This window comes from Flavobacterium sp. LS1P28 (assembly GCF_003970335.1).
Classification (GTDB): domain Bacteria; phylum Bacteroidota; class Bacteroidia; order Flavobacteriales; family Flavobacteriaceae; genus Flavobacterium.
Map to the genome: position 1 here is coordinate 76,186 of NZ_RYDI01000015.1, position 16,349 is coordinate 92,534.

The 16,349-nt window shown below is 33.6% G+C and carries 17 protein-coding genes; all 17 read left to right on the plus strand.

All coding sequences use genetic code 11. From position 1 onward, the window contains the following. Window positions 1–18: 18 nt before the first annotated feature. The 17 genes from EKL97_RS15595 to EKL97_RS11935 all read left to right on the plus strand — a co-directional run bounded on the left by EKL97_RS15595 (window position 19) and on the right by EKL97_RS11935 (window position 15,883). Complete coding sequence (locus EKL97_RS15595; protein WP_158614930.1) at window positions 19–219, plus strand: hypothetical protein; 201 nt, start codon at window positions 19–21, stop codon at window positions 217–219. A gap of 493 nt (window positions 220–712) precedes the next feature. Continuing rightward, window positions 713–1,471 (plus strand): DUF4382 domain-containing protein, encoded by a 759-nt coding sequence (locus EKL97_RS11860; RefSeq protein ID WP_158614931.1) that lies wholly within the window; start codon window positions 713–715, stop codon window positions 1,469–1,471. A gap of 46 nt (window positions 1,472–1,517) precedes the next feature. Further along, window positions 1,518–1,814, plus strand: a complete 297-nt coding sequence (locus EKL97_RS11865) for a DUF418 domain-containing protein (protein ID WP_126555707.1) — start codon at window positions 1,518–1,520, stop codon at window positions 1,812–1,814. Window positions 1,815–1,895: 81 nt separating this feature from the next. Beyond that, complete coding sequence (gene pyrR, locus EKL97_RS11870) at window positions 1,896–2,435, plus strand: bifunctional pyr operon transcriptional regulator/uracil phosphoribosyltransferase PyrR (RefSeq protein WP_126555710.1); 540 nt, start codon at window positions 1,896–1,898, stop codon at window positions 2,433–2,435. Between the two features lie 46 nt (window positions 2,436–2,481). After that, entirely contained in the window at window positions 2,482–3,408 is a 927-nt protein-coding gene (locus EKL97_RS11875) for an aspartate carbamoyltransferase catalytic subunit (protein ID WP_126555712.1), read from the plus strand. Between the two features lie 77 nt (window positions 3,409–3,485). After that, on the plus strand, window positions 3,486–3,818 hold the full coding sequence (locus tag EKL97_RS11880) for a ribonuclease Z (protein WP_126453424.1): 333 nt from the start codon (window positions 3,486–3,488) through the stop codon (window positions 3,816–3,818). A gap of 95 nt (window positions 3,819–3,913) precedes the next feature. Next, the gene (locus EKL97_RS11885; protein WP_126459916.1) at window positions 3,914–4,819 is read left to right on the plus strand and encodes a ribonuclease Z; all 906 of its coding nucleotides are present in this window, start codon (window positions 3,914–3,916) and stop codon (window positions 4,817–4,819) included. A gap of 96 nt (window positions 4,820–4,915) precedes the next feature. Next, a complete protein-coding gene (gene pdxH / locus EKL97_RS11890) occupies window positions 4,916–5,560 on the plus strand; it encodes a pyridoxamine 5'-phosphate oxidase (protein ID WP_126562184.1) in 645 nt (214 codons plus the stop codon). A gap of 165 nt (window positions 5,561–5,725) precedes the next feature. Continuing rightward, window positions 5,726–6,229: a CAP domain-containing protein gene (locus EKL97_RS11895; protein ID WP_126562183.1), complete on the plus strand. Its 504-nt coding sequence runs from the start codon at window positions 5,726–5,728 to the stop codon at window positions 6,227–6,229. A gap of 522 nt (window positions 6,230–6,751) precedes the next feature. Beyond that, window positions 6,752–7,606, plus strand: coding sequence for a S1 RNA-binding domain-containing protein (locus EKL97_RS11900; protein ID WP_126454843.1), 855 nt, complete (start codon window positions 6,752–6,754; stop codon window positions 7,604–7,606). A gap of 876 nt (window positions 7,607–8,482) precedes the next feature. After that, window positions 8,483–9,313 (plus strand): 1,4-dihydroxy-2-naphthoyl-CoA synthase, encoded by an 831-nt coding sequence (locus tag EKL97_RS11905; protein ID WP_126459908.1) that lies wholly within the window; start codon window positions 8,483–8,485, stop codon window positions 9,311–9,313. A gap of 174 nt (window positions 9,314–9,487) precedes the next feature. Continuing rightward, window positions 9,488–10,009, plus strand: coding sequence for a PH domain-containing protein (locus tag EKL97_RS11910; protein ID WP_126555721.1), 522 nt, complete (start codon window positions 9,488–9,490; stop codon window positions 10,007–10,009). Next, window positions 10,009–11,523: a PH domain-containing protein gene (locus EKL97_RS11915; protein ID WP_126555724.1), complete on the plus strand. Its 1,515-nt coding sequence runs from the start codon at window positions 10,009–10,011 to the stop codon at window positions 11,521–11,523. The genes EKL97_RS11910 and EKL97_RS11915 overlap by 1 nt, the downstream gene beginning before the upstream one ends. Before the next feature lie 88 nt (window positions 11,524–11,611). After that, the gene (menA, locus tag EKL97_RS11920) at window positions 11,612–12,574 is read left to right on the plus strand and encodes a 1,4-dihydroxy-2-naphthoate octaprenyltransferase (RefSeq protein WP_126564426.1); all 963 of its coding nucleotides are present in this window, start codon (window positions 11,612–11,614) and stop codon (window positions 12,572–12,574) included. A gap of 53 nt (window positions 12,575–12,627) precedes the next feature. Next, on the plus strand, window positions 12,628–13,305 hold the full coding sequence (locus tag EKL97_RS11925; RefSeq protein WP_126454851.1) for a metal-dependent hydrolase: 678 nt from the start codon (window positions 12,628–12,630) through the stop codon (window positions 13,303–13,305). Window positions 13,306–13,490: 185 nt separating this feature from the next. Next, window positions 13,491–14,699 (plus strand): tetratricopeptide repeat protein, encoded by a 1,209-nt coding sequence (locus EKL97_RS11930; RefSeq protein WP_126568951.1) that lies wholly within the window; start codon window positions 13,491–13,493, stop codon window positions 14,697–14,699. A 137-nt stretch (window positions 14,700–14,836) separates the two neighbouring features. After that, the gene (locus EKL97_RS11935) at window positions 14,837–15,883 is read left to right on the plus strand and encodes an o-succinylbenzoate synthase (protein ID WP_126459894.1); all 1,047 of its coding nucleotides are present in this window, start codon (window positions 14,837–14,839) and stop codon (window positions 15,881–15,883) included. Window positions 15,884–16,349: the final 466 nt, after the last annotated feature.

Genomic DNA, 16,349 nt, shown 5'->3' on the forward strand with positions numbered 1-16,349 from the left:
ATCTTATTAATGATAAAAATGATAATAACGATAACGGCAACAACTATAAATATACCAACACCTACTCCAGCTTTGAATATTCCTCCTATTATTGAACAACTTGAAAATGAAATTAGTACCAATGAAAGCATTAATAGTCTGGTTAATTTTTTTAGCATGATTTCTATCTTTAATTTGAAATATAAAATTACAGGTTTCAAGTATAGCGTTGTTACATAATTATTTAAGTTTATTGTAAAATTTAGAGGATAAAATCAAAAAATAGTGGTTAACTACCATAATTAAACATAAAAGTAATATAATAAAACCAAAGATGATATTATATTAGAAGATGAATTTAAAGAATTATTAGGTCATAATTTCATTAATATTCTATCAAAAGAAAAACGTGTTGTAGATGAATATGGTCAAATCTTTGAAAATTTGATTAAAATCAACCAAAAAGTAACTGATGAATTATTTTACCTCTGTAGACCTCCGCCTATGATGGAAGCAATAGAAAAGCAATTAACAGTTTTACATGTCAAAAAAGACCGCATTGTAAAGGAAAAAATTTGATGCATAATAAAGTCTTATAGTACTGCTGTTTTAATGTGTGAATCCTATAACTTAATACTAAAGTTATGTAACAAATTTTTTTCACGTTGCTTTTAAATTTACTAAATATTTTAAAGTATTTTATAACTATAAAAAACAATTGAAAATGAAAAAAATGAAAATTATTCTATCTTTCTTCGTATTAGGAATTATTATGACTTCATGTAATAACAACGAAGAAATAGCTTCAAGTTATCCTTATCAAGTAAAAATGACTGACGCTCCGGGGCCATATCAAAAAGTAAATATTGATTTACTAGGTGTAGAAGTAACTGGCGATGCTGGAGAAACGGTAACGTTGAATGTTAAGAAAGGAATTTATAACCTACTTGATTTTTCTAACGGCGAAAGTACTCTTATTGCTACTGACACCTTACAAATTTCTAAAGTTGCTCAAATTAGACTTATACTTGGAACAAACAATACGGTAGTTGTTGATAATGTAACCTATCCTTTGAATACTCCAAGTGCTGAACAATCAGGACTGAAATTACAAGTACACCAAACACTTGAACAAGGAATTTTGTATAGTGTTTTACTTGATTTTGATGCGAATAAATCAATTGTGAATACAGGAAATGGTGCTTATAAATTGAAACCTGTTGTTAGAACAATTGAAGCGGCTATAAGTGGTAACATTAAAGGTAAAATTACTCCGGTAGGCAGTTTAGCTGTAGTCACTGCTGTTGATGTTCTTACGAGTTTATCTTATTCAACAAACGCAAATGCAAGCGGTGAATTTTTAGTTATGGGTCTTCCTTCAGGGACTTACAACGTAACTATGACTCCTGTTTTACCTTTATTGCCTGTAACAAAAAGTACTATCGTAGTGACCATTGGTAATACAACTGATATAGGAACAACTGCATTTTAAAAAGTATAAATAAATTTGTTACGTTAAACACTTAATTTTTTATTAATTGAGTATTTTTTTTATCATAAAGAATGCTGTTAATAACGTATTTTCTAAGTTTATTCCGTTTGGAAAAATGAGCCTTACAAATTATATATTTCAGTCAGCAATTGGCGTATTTATTTATTACCGATATGGGTTGGGACTTTTTAAATATACTGGCGCTATCTTTTGCTTATTGATAGGATTTGCATTGTTTTTTATCCAATTATATTTTTGTAAATGGTGGCTTGAAACCCACAAGCAAGGACTTTTAGAAATGATTTGGCATAAAGCCACATGGATTTCATGGGGCAAATCCTAAATGCTGCTATTTTCTCCCTTTTTAATTATAATATCATAAATTGGAATTTGTATATTTGCCAAACCAAACTACACAATTACTATGAGTCAAAAAGTATTACTTACTGCAAAAGAAGTTACTATCATATTACATCGTTTGGCTTGTCAATTAATAGAAAAACATTTAGATTTTTCAGATACAATATTAGTTGGAATCCAACCAAGAGGTGTTTTTTTGGCGGAGCGATTGAAACAAATTCTGGAAAAAGAATATCAAACTCCTGAAATTCAATTAGGTTATCTGGACATTACCTTTTTCAGAGATGATTTTAGAAGAACAGATAAGCCATTAGAAGCCAATAAAACCAAGATTAATTTTATTGTTGAAAATAAAAAAGTCATTTTCATAGATGATGTCCTGTTCACCGGACGAAGCATACGCTCAGCTTTGACTGCTATACAATCTTTTGGGCGACCTTCGGAAATTGAACTGCTGGTTTTGATAGACAGACGTTTCAGTCGCAATTTACCCATTCAACCGGATTATAGAGGCAGACAGGTAGACGCAATAAATGATGAAAAAGTAAAAGTGAGCTGGAAAGAAAATGACGGAGAAGATGGTGTGTATTTAATTACAAGTTAGATTTAAAACAAAAGCCACCTATTAAAAACTATAATCGTAAATAAAAATGAAAGAATTAAGCGTAAATCATTTATTAGGGATAAAATACATCAACAAGAATGATATTGACCTGATTTTTGAAACTGCCGATCATTTTAAAGAAGTCATTAATCGACCAATTAAGAAAGTGCCTTCGTTACGAGATATTACCATTGCCAATATTTTCTTCGAAAACAGTACCAGAACAAAACTTTCTTTTGAATTAGCACAAAAACGGTTGTCTGCAGATGTTATTAGCTTTTCGGCAGCACAATCTTCTGTCAAAAAGGGAGAAACATTAATAGATACCGTAAACAATATCCTTTCGATGAAAGTAGATATGGTGGTGATGCGGCACGCGAATCCAGGCGCTGCTTATTTCTTGTCCAAAAACGTAAAAGCCAGCATCGTCAACGCAGGAGATGGTGCACACGAACATCCTACACAAGCGTTGTTAGACAGCTATTCCATTCGAGAAAAACTAGGTGAAGTAGCCGGAAAGAAAGTGGTCATTGTAGGTGATGTTTTGCATTCCAGAGTCGCTTTGTCCAACATCTATGCGTTGCAAATGCAAGGCGCTGAGGTCAAAGTTTGCGGGCCTAAAACACTTATTCCAAGACATATTGAATCGCTTGGCGTTACTGTGGAACCTAATTTAAGAAAAGCATTAGAATGGTGTGATGTTGCCAATATGTTACGTGTACAAAATGAACGTATGGATGTCAATTATTTCCCATCCACAAGGGAATATGCACAACTATATGGAGTTGATAAACCACTTTTGGATTCTCTTAATAAAGAAATTATAATTATGCATCCCGGACCTATTAATCGCGGTGTAGAGATTACAAGTGAAGTGGCTGATTCCCATCAATCCGTGATTTTGAACCAAGTAGAAAATGGTGTAGCAATTAGAATGGCGGTTATTTATCTTTTGGCTTCAAAAATTCAATAAACTAATTTAAAACTTTGTAAATTAGCTACTTATAAACCATACTGCTATTAAAGATGCAGTCTCTGAAATTTAATACAATGAAAGTAGATCAAAAAGGACATACGATAACGATTAGGGATACTCAGGGTGATTTTACTTCTTTTTTGATGAAGGTTACCCACCAATATAAAACATTCGAAAAATACAACATAATAATTGATCTTTTGTTGCATAACGATTTGTCAACAAATGATGTTAAATTATTTATGCCATTGTCAAAACAACATAAAAAAGCTAAAAAATCTTTTGTAATTGTCACTTCTGATTTTGATTACAATGCCATTCCTGAGAAATTAACAGTGGTGCCCTCACTATTAGAGTCCCATGATATTATTGAAATGGAGGAGATTGAAAGAGATTTAGGTTTTTAAGTTAGAACACTCGGTTACTTTTTAACCGCCAAATTTATTTAAACAAATATGAAATAACGATTAAACAGTTAACCAAATAACCGAATAAATTAAACTTGAAACTAACAATCCTCGGTTGCTATGCAGCCACTCCACGAACCTTTACAAATCCTACTTCCCAGATTTTAGACATAAAAAACAGACTTTTTTTGATTGATTGCGGAGAAGGAACCCAAGTGCAATTGCGGAAGAATAAAATACGATTTTCTAAAATAAACCATGTTTTTATTTCCCATTTGCACGGAGACCACTTCTTTGGATTAGTGGGTTTAGTATCCACATTTACTTTGCTCAACAGAACTACGGATTTGCATATTTATGGTCCAAAGGGCATCAAAGAAATTATCAAGTTGCAATTGCGATTGTCTAATTCTTGGACCAATTACGGTTTGTTCTTTCATGAATTGGAATCGCTGGAAAGCGAAATTATTTTTGAAGACGACAAGGTTTTGGTAAAAACCATTCCATTAAAACACCGCGTGTATACAAATGGTTTTTTGTTCCAAGAAAAATTAGGAGACCGAAAACTGAATTTGGATGCCGTTCAAAATTATGAAATAGAGAGCTGCTATTACCAAAAAATAAAAAATGGGAAAGACATCGCGTTGGAAGACGGAAGAATCATAGCAAACGACAAATTGACATTTGATCCTATTCCGGCAAAGAATTATGCATTTTGCTCAGATACTGCTTACAATGAGGAGATACTTCCTATAATTGAAAATATAGATGTGTTGTACCATGAATCTACTTTCCTTCAATCGGAGGAAAATCTGGCAAAAAAAACATTACATTCTACAGCTAAAGAAGCTGCAACCATAGCTTTGAAAGCAAATGCTAAACAATTAGTTTTAGGACATTATTCCACCCGATATGAAAATATCGGATTGTTTAAAGAAGAAGCCGAAACTATTTTCCCCTCAGTACTCTTAGCAGATGATGGAAAAAGCTTTGAGTTTTAAATACAGAAATCAATTTAGAGTATAAAATAGTATTTGGATTTTTTGATAATTTTTATCAAATCATTCAACAATCAAACATTTTTAAAACAATGAAATATGAACGACTTAAGTAATTACAGAAAATCATACGAAAAGAGTGAATTATTAGAATCGAATATTCCGGAAGACCCAATAAATTTGTTTAATCGCTGGTTTCATGAAGTAGAAGATTATGGTGGCGAAAGCGAAGTAAATGCTATGACGGTTGCTACAATAGGTTTAGATGGTTTTCCCAAGTCTAGAGTTGTTTTATTGAAAAAATTTACTGAAGAAGGTTTTATTTTTTATACCAATTACAATTCAGAAAAAGGTAAGGCTATTGCTGAAAATCCTAATGTGTGCCTGTCTTTTTTTTGGCATACTATGGAGCGTCAGGTAATCATTAAAGGAATTGCAAAAAAAACATCGGAAATGACTTCTGATAGTTATTTTGAATCCAGACCTGATGGCAGTAAATTAGGCGCAATAGTTTCTAACCAAAGTGAAGTGATTCCTTCCAGAGGCTATTTAGAGGAAAACCTGAAGCAGTTAGAAAAAGATTTTGAGAGTGTTGTAATTCCGAGACCCAAACACTGGGGCGGATTTTTAGTAACTCCTTTAGAAGTAGAGTTTTGGCAAGGAAGGCCCAATCGATTACATGATAGAATTCGTTATACAAGTCAACACGATTATTCTTGGAAAATGGACAGGCTCTCTCCTTAAAGTAGGAAATATACATATATAAATATCTTTATAATGTAGTTAGTCGATTATTTTTGGTAGTTTAACGATAAAAGATGTAATTTTAATTAATAATAAAAAGCATCTATTAATTATTCTTAAAGTTTTTTGCCCCACAATTTACTTTACACTTAAACTACTACTCTTATGAAGCTAAAATTACTTCGTGCGTTATTGCTCGTGACTGTAATATGCACTATGAATTCCTGTTCTTCAGACTCTTCTGATACTCAAACAGCTGATGCCGTAGCAAAGAAAGTAACTGTTTATTCATACAATTCGATCGAAATAGAAACGATGAATTTGATTAATGCTCACAGAGTTCGCAAGGGTTTAACACCTTTAGAAAAAATTAATCACATGTCTTACAAATCAGAAGAACATGATCATTATATGATTGCAAATAATGTAGTGAATCATAATGATTTTGTGGCTCGTTCCGAAAATATAATGAAAACATTAGGAGCCACATCCGTGAGCGAAAATATTGCTTATAATTACAATACACCACAAGCGGCTTTAAATGCTTGGTTAGCCAGTCCTAGTCATAAAGAAAATATAGAGGGTAATTTTACCCATTTTGGAATTGCAATAAAAGAGGATCCTGCAACGGGTAAAAAATATTACACAAATATCTTCGCAAAAATTTAAGTTGAGTATTTTTTTATAATTAAAAGGCTGTCTTCCCCCAAAAGACGGCCTTTTATTTTTTATGAATAGCCAATTATTTTTAAAAAGGTTTAGTGCTATTTTTTTATTTACAAAAAGTCCAATGAATCTACTTTCATTGGACTTTTTGTATTTGTGTAATCTTACGGAATTTTTATTCGTTTATAAAAAAAACAACTAATTTTATTCTAAAGTAGCTCTTTCATTTTTGGTTTACGTCCTCTTTATTTTTCGATTTTACTTCGGCAACCATTTTTTTATTTCGGGATCATCGACTGTAGTTTGTGCGTAATTGGTATGAGAAATGATTAGTAGTAGGAACAGTATCGAACTGATGAGTAAAAGATACTAAATAGTCGGCAGTACAACTCATAATGAAACAACGGAAAGTGATGCTTCTGGAAAACTAAAAAACCTCGGATTCGGGCTTTATTTTTTTGTGGACGGTTTCTTAATTTACTATTTTCAAACTTCGTACCTTTGCACTTTAGAAATTGAAAGAAAATGATTGAAATAGGAAAATACAATACGCTTACCATATTACGCGATACCAAAGTGGGTTTGTTTCTAGGTAATCCAGAAAAAGATCCCGAAGGAATTCACGACATTCTGTTGCCTAACAAATATGTACCAAACGAATTTGAAATAGGCGAGGAGTTGATTGTTTTTGTGTATTTAGACCACGAAGAAAGACCCGTTGCCACCACATTAGAACCGTATATATTATTGAATGAATTTGCGCTTTTGCGTGTGAATTATACCAATCAGATTGGTGCTTTTATGGATTGGGGAATGGAAAAAGATATTTTGGTTCCGTTCAAAGAGCAGGCGCGTCCTATGGAAAAAGGCAAACGCTACTTGGTTTATCTTTATATGGACGAAAAAACTAATCGTTTGGTGGCTTCCAGTAAAACCAACCAATTTCTAAAAAATGAGGAGCTAACGGTTGAAAAAGGAGAAGAAGTGGATTTGATTGTTTCGCACATTACTGAAATAGGAATTAACGTAATTATCAACGAGAAACATAAAGGTTTGTTGTACAAAGATGAAGTGTATGATGATGCAATTCGGACAGGAGACCGCATGCGCGGCTACATTAAGACGATTCGCCCTGATAATAAAATTGATGTGGCATTGCAGGTTCAGGGGTACCAAAGTATCGAGCCCAATGCAGATAAAATTCTAGATGAGTTAAGAGCCAGCAGAGGTTTTTTGCGTTTGACGGACAATTCACACCCGGAAGACATTAAAACAGTTTTAAAAATGAGCAAGAAAACCTTCAAGAAAGCCATTGGTGCTTTATACCGAGAGAAATTAATCGAAATCAAGGAAGACGGAATTTACTTAATTAAGGAGTAAAATAATACCAACACTATTTTTATGTTTTATCGTTTTCAACCATTAAAAAATTTAGGAAGTTTAGTCAAGGAGCATATTCTTACTGTAGATTAATTTCTAAATGATTTAGAAAAAATATAAAATGTTTGAACAATGTTCAATGTAAATTAAAAAAAGAAAGACTAATCGGTATGATTAGTCTTTCTCTTTTTAATATTGTTTTAGAATAATAAATTCTGACAACATTAAAATAAATTGGATGTTCAAAGTAACTTTATCCACCTCTAACACTATAGTATTCAGGATACTATTTTTAAAACAATAACGTAAGCATAAAGTACTTTAAAGAATAGTTTGTCTTTAAATGTCCAGTCAGTTGCGTAGCATTTTTGAAAATAATTTCACAATAAAGCCACTGGTTTTATATATATTGGAAGATAATTTTCTAAACAATTGTTTATTAATGTCTCACTTATGCAAGAACAAGAAAAATAGCTCTTTAGTTAACCGTGGGTGTTACTTTTATTTTTACTGCTGAAGCAAATGATTTTCTCATAAACTCGTTAATCAGGGCTTTTGAAATAGTGTTATAAGTTATTACCGTAGAAAAACGAGTGACAACATTTTTAATGATATTCAATACATTCTTTTTTTAGGTTAATAAATCAGTGAAAAATCAATAATTAAATGAGATAAATAATTCGTATTTATCTGATTAGCTGATTATAAAGTTAGAAATAATTTGGATTCCCAACTGTTAAAACGCTATTTTTTGGTCGTTTTTTAACATTACAAAGCCTTTAATGAGAGAAATATTACCATAAGCTTGTCTAAATAGAATAGATAAAATGTAAAAAATGATTTATTTTTACACTATAATAATTAAAATCAATTGTAATGGATTGGATTACTGCTAAAGAATACGAAGATATCACTTATAAGAAATGCAATGGCGTTGCCAGAATTGCTTTTAACAGGCCGGATGTGCGCAATGCATTTCGTCCAAAAACGACAGCTGAATTGTATAATGCCTTTTATGATGCGCAGGAAGATACTTCAATTGGAGTAGTTTTACTTTCTGCCGAAGGACCTTCTTCTAAGGATGGCGTATATTCTTTTTGTAGCGGAGGCGATCAAAACGCACGTGGTCATCAAGGATATGTAGGCGATGACGGACAGCATCGTTTGAACATCTTAGAAGTACAACGCTTAATCCGATTCATGCCAAAAGTAGTTATCGCCGTAGTTCCTGGATGGGCTGTAGGCGGCGGACATAGTTTGCATGTGGTCTGCGATTTGACTTTGGCAAGTAAAGAACACGCTATTTTCAAACAAACTGATGCCGATGTAACCAGTTTTGATGGTGGATATGGTTCAGCTTATTTGGCTAAAATGGTGGGACAGAAAAAAGCACGTGAAATTTTCTTTTTGGGACGTAATTATTCTGCTCAGGATGCTATGGATATGGGAATGGTGAACGCTGTGATTCCTCACGCTGAATTAGAAAATACGGCTTACGAATGGGCGCAGGAAATCTTGCAAAAATCTCCAATGGCTATTAAAATGCTAAAATTTGCGATGAATCTTACGGATGATGGAATGGTGGGACAACAGGTTTTTGCCGGTGAGGCCACTAGACTTGCCTATATGACCGAAGAAGCTAAAGAAGGCAGGAATGCTTTTCTTGAGAAAAGAAAACCGAATTTTGAGAAAAAATGGTTGCCGTAATTGAGTATTCAGTTATTAGTGTTCAGTAGTCGGTCGCCATCAAGAACGCAGTCGTAATTTGTCATTTCGACGAAGAAGAAATCTCATTAACAGTTTCAGTAATCAGACTCAAAAGACTCAAATAAAAACGTCGCGCCTTAGTGGTCTTTGTGGCAAAAAAACTAAAATTTACAAATGGAAAATTTCACAAACGAAACAATTGATACGGGCCAACTTCCAAAATTTGAGAAAGTCACTTTTATGAATTTACATCCTAAATATATTAGGGTAGTATTGATTAATTTGGCGTTATTTATTGGCATACTTATTCTTGTTCCAATATTAATTTCAACATTTAAACCGGAACTGTTTTCAGGAAGAGTCTGGTTGATTATAGGAGCTGTTATTCCCGTATTCTCAGCTTTGTTGGTAGTGTTTTCTATTATTGGATTCCATAAAAAAGGATTTGCATTCAGGGAACACGATGTGCTTTTCAGACACGGAATAATTGCTACAAATACGATTGTAATTCCTTATAACAGAGTGCAACATGTGGCATTGCATGAAGGACTGATTTCACGTTATTTTGGTTTGGCCAAAATTGAAATTTTTACTGCTGGCGGAAATTCCAGTGATATTGAAATTCCCGGAATTGAAAAAGAACAAGCCGAAAATATCAAACAGTTGTTGATGGGTAAAATACAAAAGCAATTGTAATGGGAGCCGATTTTAGTCAGCCACAGAGGCAATCTTCAATAGGGATTTTAGTGATGTTTTTTTACACGCTTCAGTATTACGCCAGAGCGTTGTGGCCTATGATTGTGATTTGGATTTTCAAGTTTGATGAGGTTAATAAATTGTATTTTTTCTTTGGGATGCTTGCCCTCTTTGTGAGTGTTGGAGTTGTTTCTTATTTGAAATACCTGAATTTCACTTTCTTTTTGGATGCCGAAAATCAGGAATTTATCATTACCGACGGCGTTTTCAATAAAACCAAAACCGCGATTCAGCTGCGTAAAATCCAACAGGTAAATATCAATCAGTCTTTTATTCAAAAATTAATTGGTGTTTATGAATTGGATGTAGACACAGCCGGAAGCAATAAAAAAGAAGGTGCTATTCAAGCGATTTCGCAAGAACTGGCTTTGGAATTGAAATTTCGTTTGTTAGAAAATGAAGATATAAAGAATGAAATTGGCGCTGAAGAAACTGTATTGGAGGAAACCGAGCAAAAACTATTTGAAGCTGCGCATCCTTTTATTAAAATCAGTTTTTTGAGTTTGCTGAAAGTTGGAATTACATCTAATTATGGCAGAAGTATCGCTCTATTGGTAATTTTTTTTAGTACTATATATGAGAATTTTCAAAATTTTGGAGAAGAAAGCAATGCTTATAAGGAGAAAGTAGGATTATACATTGATAAAAATGTAGTGTTGCAAACTATTTTAATATCAATACTGTTGTTGTTTGTTGTGGTTCTGGTTGTAAATGTGATCCGTACGGTTTTTAAATATTATGATTATAGAATAGCGAGACAAAAAGGATCTTTGTTGTTGTCTTTTGGCTTGTTGAATACGAAAAGCACTATCATCAAACCTGAAAAAGTTCAGATCACGTCCGTTACCAGAAATTATTTCCAAAAAAAAATGGGAATTTTAGAACTACAAATCAAACAAGCTACCGGGGGTGAAAAGGAAGAACGGAAATCAATAATAGAAATTCCGGGATGCAGTGAAGCCGAAAGAGATTCCATATTGACGTTATTATTTCATCAAATTCCTGAAAAGGGAGTAATGCTTCAGCCTAATTTTCGTAAACTTGTTTTTTCTGTTATTCTTTCAATAGGATTACCTTTGTTTGGTTTTATGGCAGTTGGTCATTGGATTGAACCTATAATTTTTGAATATAATTATGTGATGCCAATTTATGTGATTTTTATTGGAGCAATCCAGTATTTTAAATTCAAAAATGACCGATTGTTTATCCATGAGAATTTTATAATAAAGCAAAGTGGCGCTTGGGATGTGAGCAATGATATTATTGAACCCAGTAAAATACAAGCGATTACAACGTCGCAGCTTTTTTGGCATAAAAAGTTGGATATTGGTTCCATAACATTGCATACCGCAGGAGGTAATATCGCTTTTCAATTAGGGAATTATTCAGTATTACAACAACAGGTTAATTTTTGGTTGTACGAAATAGAAACTTCCGATAGCAATTGGATGTAGTTTAAATAGTTTATTTGGTTAATTGTTTATTTGGTTAACCGAGTAAACAATTAACCAAATAAGCAATTACACTTTTAAATAAAAAAATATGAAACATTGGATTGAAGCCGCACGTTTACGAACCTTACCCTTATCGGTTTCTGGAATAATAGTTGGAAGCATGTACGCTTTGGCACACCCGACAGATAACATATTAACGCCTACGGAAGTTTTTAACTGGCGATTGTTTGGTTTTGCAATATTGACAACATTAGGATTGCAAATACTGTCCAATTTTGCCAATGATTACGGTGACGGCATGAAAGGAACGGATAATGAAGATCGGGTAGGACCAAAACGAGCCATACAAAGCGGTGTGATTACTCCGCAAGCCATGAAACGCGCCATGATCATAACATCAGCTTTGACGTTGCTTTCAGCGATGCTATTGATTTATTATGCGTTTAGAGATACAAATTTATGGTTTTCCTTGTTTTATTTGGTTTTGGGAATTTTGGCAATTGTATCAGCCATTCGATATACAGTTGGAAATACGGCGTACGGATACCGTGGATTTGGCGATGTGTTTGTCTTTGTATTTTTTGGGTTGGTGAGTACTTTAGGAGTGAATTTTTTATATTCTAAACAATTGGATGCGTTGTTGGTTTTACCTGCAATAGCCATTGGATTATTGAGTGTAGGTGTTTTAAATCTGAATAATATGCGAGACGAAGCATCAGATAAAAAATCAAATAAAAACACGATTGTCGTAAAAATTGGCGGTGCCAAAGCTAAAATATACCATTATATTCTGATTGTAACCGCGATGGTTTTAGTATTGATTTTTGCAATTACAGATGATTTTCACTTTGATCAATACTTGTTTTTATTGTCGTATATCCCTTTGACTAAACATTTAATTACCGTCTATAAAAACCAAAATCCTAAGGAATTAGATCCTGAATTAAAAAAACTGGCATTGAGTACTTTTGCACTTTCAATTTTATTGTCATTAGGTATGATTTATTTCTTTTCGGATATAATTGTAAACACTTTTTTAGGAGGAAGATAAAATAATAATCAAATACGGAATCTTTTAACCATTCTATTTTTAAATTAAAAAAGATGAAAATAACATTTTACGGTCACGGGGCATTAGGTATAGAAGTTGGCGGCAAACACATTATTGTAGATCCGTACATTTCGGCAAATCCTAATGCAGCTCACATTGACATTGATACGTTAAAAGCCGATTATATTTTAGTGACACATGCTCACGGAGACCATATTCTGGATGTCGATGCGATAGCTAAAAGAACGAATGCGGTAATTGTTTCTAACGCTGAAATTGCCGGTTATTATGGTGCAAAAGGCTTTCAATCGCATCCTATGAATCACGGTGGAAGCTGGAATTTCGATTTTGGAAAACTGAAATATGTAAATGCCATTCATTCCAGTTCGTTTCCTGATGGCAGTTATGGAGGAAATCCTGGCGGTTTTGTCATTGAAGGGGAACATAAAAACATCTATATTGCTGGTGATACAGCGCTTACTATGGATATGAAACTCATTCCTATGCGGACCAAACTCGATTTAGCCATTCTGCCCATAGGTGATAATTTTACCATGGATGTTGAAGATGCTATTGTCGCTTCTGATTTCTTGGATTGCGATAAAATTCTGGGGTATCATTACGACACTTTCGGTTATATCGAAATTGATCATGAAGATGCTATTCGTAAATTTTTCAATAAAGGAAAAGATCTCATGTTGTTAGAGATAGGAAGTTCCATAGAGTTGTAATTTTTTTATTTGAAGCTAATCCAGCTATCCGTTGCAATCTTTTATCACCCTGTCAGGGTTTGAAACCCTGACAGGGTGATAAAAGGATTTTTACTTCTATCTGGGCTAGGGTTTGCCGGTACCAAACTTCGTAGTTAATTTTACTAAAACGTTGTTCACTCTGGTGTTTAAATTTTATATCAATCATGCAAAAAAAGAATTTCATTTTTTTATTTCTGTTTCTAATTTCAACAAATACTATTTTTTCTCAGAAAGATGGCTATTGGGATAAAACCCGTGCTACAACCGAAGAAATTACAGTTTCCGCCAGAGATAGAATCGTTATAAAAACTCAAGATTTCCCTGAAGGAACTACCGAGGTCGTATACAGAATAACGCTTTTGGATAAAAATCAGCAAATGGTGGGCAGTTTAGTTTCGGTTTTAAAAGCTATTCCAGACCCAACAGGAATCAGTCAAGGTTCAGCAGGAGCAGTTTTTATCTTGTCGAAAATATCAGGTGATGATAAATGCAAGTATGCTGTTTTCTCTAGCGATGAATTAGCCATGCAATATAAAGAAAGTGGCAAAACGGATGATGCTTGTTTGGTTCAAGACACGCCGGTGAGTAAAGATGCCAAACGACTTTCTACTGAGAAATCTACTTGTATGCGATCGAATTCGGGAAATTTATGGTTTGGTTTCGAAAGTAAAAACTGGATCATGAACCAAAAAATCATTCTCGAAGTCGTGCCGTGGGTCGATAATAAACTCAGTCGCGGATGGACTTTAGCAAACAGAAAAGCAATCATCGATCAATGCAAAACATCTAATTTGGCTCAAAAAATGACCAATTCAGATGATTTTTGTGTTTGTATTCTCGATAAAATCCAAACCAAGTACAAGTTTAAGGAATTCCAGAAATTATTAGCTGTAGAGCGCACTAAGGCGTTCAGGGATTTTGGTAATAGTTGTTTTGGTGAAAGTAGTCTTTCAAAAAGTGTGTATGACGATTTGCGTAAGCAAGCCTCCATGTTGGCAAAACAAGGAATGCAAGGTGAGGCAATCACGAAATTGACAACGATTATCAATGACGGAAAAGCAACTGCTTTGGATTACAATGCGATAGGTAGCAGTTATGTTTTGACGAAGCAATACGGCAAAGCAATTAAATTCCTGAAAGAAGGTGAGAAAATAGACGATACAGAGTTATTGATAAAGCTGAATTTAGCACACGCGTATTTATTGAATGATAATTTTTCGTCTGCAAAAGCCATTTATAAAGAGTATCAGTCTCAAAACGTTACGGATAGTTTGAGTTGGACTCAAAAAGTAAAACAAGATTTCGCAGCTTTTAAGAAAGTTGGGATTAAAAATGATGATTTTGAAAGAGTTTTGAAGTTAATGGATAAATAAATCGAACTTTAAAGCTTATATGCCTTATATGTTTTAAAGAAGCAACAATTCTTTTTACCATGTTAGGCATCTAAATTTTAATAAAATAATTCAGATATAAGTTTACTAGATTGAAATAACTCATAATTCATAATTTCTTGAAAGCAACCTACCACAAATATATTCTTAATTTCAAACGTCCATCTGGAACTTCTCGTGGCGTTATGACCGAAAAAGAAACTTGGTTTATTGTTTTGGAACAAGACGGTAAAAAGGGAATAGGAGAGTGCGGAATCCTTCGCGGATTGAGTATTGATGACCGACCGGATTATGAAGAAAAATTGCAGTGGACTTGCGATAATATTCACTTAGGAAAAGATCAGCTTTGGGAAGCGTTATTAGAGTTTCCTTCGATACAATTTGGAGTGGAAATGGCGTTCCGATCTTTGGAGAGTGAAAACCCTTTTTTCCTCTTTCCATCTGAATTCACAAACGGTACAAAATCCATCCTGATAAACGGTTTAGTTTGGATGGGTGAAGAGGCGTTTATGAAGCAGCAAATCGAGGAAAAATTAGCGCAGGGTTTTAGATGCATCAAACTCAAAATTGGAGCAATAGATTTTGATAAAGAACTACAGTTATTACGGTTTATTCGGGAACATTTTACTCCGGAACAAGTCGAAATTCGGGTGGATGCGAACGGTGCTTTTGATGTAACTTTAGCTTTAAATAAATTAATTCAACTATCTGAATTTAAATTACATAGTATAGAGCAACCGATACAAAAAAACCATACTGACAGGATGGCAGATCTGTGTAAAAAAGCTCCTTTTCCTATTGCTTTGGATGAAGAGCTGATCGGTGTGTTTACTTTGGCAGATAAAAAGCAATTACTTACGAAAATCAAGCCGCAATACATCATTTTGAAGCCTAGTTTTGTAGGTGGTTTTCGAGGCACGCAAGAATGGATTTCATTGGCTGAAAAGCATAAAATCGGGTGGTGGATTACCTCTGCTTTGGAGAGTAATATTGGACTAAATGCGATTGCGCAATGGACTTTTTTGCAACACACTGCAATGCCTCAGGGATTAGGAACCGGATCGCTTTATACGAATAATTTTGACTGTCCGCTGGAAGTTTCACAAGGGCAATTGTGGTATAAAAAGGAGTTGGACTGGGCGTTTGATTTTGCTCTTTTGAAATAGATTATCTCGTCTTTTTTTGTTCGCCCTCTCCTAACAAAACGGATAATGTCTTCTAACTAGGAGTGCGGTCCGCTATCAATTTTATAATAAATAAATAACGGGACCTGCCAAAAGTGAGGTTCTAAAATACAAATAAAGATAGCTAATCCTTTTTGTATTCCTTTTTTTCAATCCACTTACAAACAGGATATAGAATAAAACTAATGAGTAAAGCAAAACATAACGGAATAAATAGTGTTTTTCTAAAATAGAATATTAATGCGGACAACGTTAAGTAAGTCGAAAGTTTAAAAGTCGTAAAGTCAAAAGAATTAACTTTAAGTAAAATATCTTTAAATCAGATTGTTACATAATTTTATCCTGATTTTAAAATACGACATTATACCATGTGGATATGCAAATAAAAACTGCACATTAAGTTAAGCTACATTTTTGTAATTAATTTGATTGTTAAATTCTTCAATAG